This window comes from Faecalibacillus sp., from assembly GCF_047023275.1.
GTDB lineage: Bacteria > Bacillota_I > Bacilli_A > Erysipelotrichales > Coprobacillaceae > Faecalibacillus.
The window spans coordinates 1-2,810 of the sequence record NZ_JBKYAR010000063.1; the positions used below are offsets into that span (position 1 = coordinate 1).

At 28.3% G+C, this 2,810-nt stretch carries 3 protein-coding genes; all 3 read left to right on the plus strand.

All coding sequences use genetic code 11. The features are described from left to right. The first annotated feature begins 48 nt into the window (after positions 1–48). Positions 49–1,275 carry a nicotinamide riboside transporter PnuC gene (pnuC, locus tag ACLVEP_RS12610; RefSeq protein ID WP_412585253.1) on the plus strand — a complete coding sequence of 409 codons (1,227 nt, stop codon included), beginning with the start codon at positions 49–51 and terminating at the stop codon, positions 1,273–1,275. A gap of 134 nt (positions 1,276–1,409) precedes the next feature. Further along, positions 1,410–1,967 (plus strand): elongation factor P, encoded by a 558-nt coding sequence (gene efp, locus ACLVEP_RS12615; RefSeq protein ID WP_412585255.1) that lies wholly within the window; start codon positions 1,410–1,412, stop codon positions 1,965–1,967. 18 nt (positions 1,968–1,985) lie between these two features. Continuing rightward, positions 1,986–2,732, plus strand: coding sequence for an SDR family NAD(P)-dependent oxidoreductase (locus ACLVEP_RS12620; RefSeq protein ID WP_412585257.1), 747 nt, complete (start codon positions 1,986–1,988; stop codon positions 2,730–2,732). Positions 2,733–2,810 lie beyond the last annotated feature (78 nt).

The following is a 2,810-nucleotide window of genomic DNA, read 5'->3' on the forward strand; positions in this document are numbered from 1 at the left end:
ATTTATTATAATGATAAGGCATTTTAAAATAAGGGAGAGGTTTAAATAATGATTCAGTTTTTCAAAAAAAATATCGAATCTAATAAAAAACTAAGAACATTTGAAATAATTGTTTTATGTTTACTTATTTTTACTTCAATTGGTTCGGTTTTTTATGGTTTGATGCAAATTCATAAAGATGTAGGAAATTTGCAATATGTTCAATCTATTACAATGACTAGAGACAAAGATGAAGAAGATTATGATTCAGATAACAAAGTTTGTGATGTTATTTATCGAAAAGGTGATCAAAAACTTGTGATATCTTATGATTATGAAGATTATGTTAAATTGAATAAAAATTCAATCAAAGCATATGAATTTAAAACAGAAGGTGGTCAAAAACTTTACTTTGATCATAAGGATGTCAGTCATCAAGAAGCAAGTCATACATATAAAGAAATGATGGCGGAAGAAACATTACCTATTTTCAATTTAGCGAGTGCAACATTCATTTTAATGTTATCTGTTGGAATTATGATGTTGTTCTCTAAACAATTTACGACATATGAAAAATCATGGTTTATTTCTATTATGGTATTAGCTACGATTTTATCTGTGTTATTTCCAGAAGATAGTGCTAATGGTGTTAACGGCATCATTATTATGATTCTTTATTTATTAGATACATTCTTAAATATTTTATGTGAGTTATTAATATCTAAACAATCAAGGTACAATTTCTTGGTTTCTGTCTTGGTAGAAATTGTGGAAATTGTCTCTTGTGTTGTTCTTATGTATCGTTTTGCGACAATGGCAACAACATTATTCTTCTGGTTACCTATTGATATTATTAGTTATATTAACTGGTCTAAACATCGTGATGATGAAGAAGATGAACTTACAATGGTAAGAAAGTTAAAAGGATATCAAGAAGTTTTAGTTATTATTGGTATTATAGTTTGGACAGTTGTTGTGGGATATTTCATTAGTGGTTTAGATATCGCAACTGATTTTTATAACAATAAAACATTAGAAACAGCAATTATTTATATTGATGCTTGTGCTTCAGCAGTTGGAATGGCAAATGGTCTCTTTATTTTCTTTAGATTAAGAGAACAATGGATTGCATGGTATATAACAGCATTTTTAGAAGCGGTTATTAACGTTATGTCAGGACAATATGTTTTACTTGCTTTAAAACTAGGATATTTTACAAATACAACATATGGATATATTAAATGGAGTAGATATATCAAAGAACATCAAAATAAAGAAAAATTATCTTTATTTTAAAAAATGTTTAGTTAAAGTTTCAAATAAATTATTTTCAAAGTGTCAAGAGTTTTTCATGGGTACTTGAGAATATTGATTGAAACTGTTACAATAGGACGTGTAAAAAATTATTAAATTAATAGGAGAGATACTATATGGCAATTAGTGCAGGAGATTTTAGAACAGGATTAACTTTAATTATTGATGGTGATCCTTGCCAAGTGTTGGATTTCCAACATGTAAAACCTGGTAAAGGAGCAGCTATTTTAAAAACAAAAATGAGAAATTTAAAAACAGGAGCTATTCAAGAAAAGAACTTCAATGCTTCAACTAAATTCGATCAAGCAAATATTTCTAAAAAAGCAGCTCAATTTTCTTATGAAGCAGATAATACTTTCTACTTCATGGATATGGAAACATATGATACATATGAATTATCTGAAGATCAAGTTGGTTATAATAAATACTTTATCGTTGAAGGAACTGAAGTTTATTTAGTGTTCTTTGAAGGATTATTATTAAATGTTTCTGTTTCTGAAAAAGTAGAATTAACTGTTGTAGAAACAGATCCAGCTATTAAAGGGGCACCATCTAATCAAACAAAAGATGCTAAAACTGAAACTGGTTTAACTCTTAGAGTTCCTCAATTCATTGAACAAGGTGAAAAAATCGTTGTTTTTTCAGCTGATGGAAAATATGCAGGAAGAGCTTAATAAAGCTCTTTTTTTATCATGAATAAAGTTGTATTAATTACTGGTGGTGCAAAAGGTATTGGCAAAGCTATTGCTTTAGAGTTAGCAAAAAATCAATATGATATCGTTATTAATTATTTAACTTCTGATAAAGAAGCTAAATGTTTAAAAGAACAAATTATTCGTCAATATCATGTACGTTGTTTAACTTTTAAAGCAGATGTTTCTAAAGAAGATCAAGTTGAAAAGATGATTCAAGAAATTGATAAACAATTGGGTGGTGTTGATATTTTAATTAATAATGCGGGAATTGATTTGTCTAATTTATTTCATTTAAAAACAGCGGATGAATTTAGAAAGACATTGGATGTCAATGTTGTTGGTGCTTTTAATTGTAGTAAATGTGTTTCATCACATATGCTTGATCAAGATTATGGGCGTATTATAAATATTTCATCGACAAATGGGATGAATACTTATTATCCTATGTGTATTGATTACGATGCTTCTAAAGCAGCTTTGATTTCTTTGACACATAATTTAGCATTTGAGTTTGGTCCATACATTCATGTTAATTGCATTGCACCGGGATTTATTGGTACAGAAAATGAATTAGATGGATATGATGAAGAGTTTTTAAAACAAGAACAAGAGAAAATAATGGTTAAACGATATGGCAAACCTGAAGAAGTTGCTTATTTGGTTAAATTTTTAATTAGTGATGAAGCTAATTTTATAAATAATTCTATTATTCGAATTGATGGAGGACAAATAGGTAGTATGTAAAAAAGTCCCAATTGTTATTTTAACAATTGGGGCTCCGTGTCAATAGTGGAGGGGCTTAAGAGATAGCGAAAGCTATCT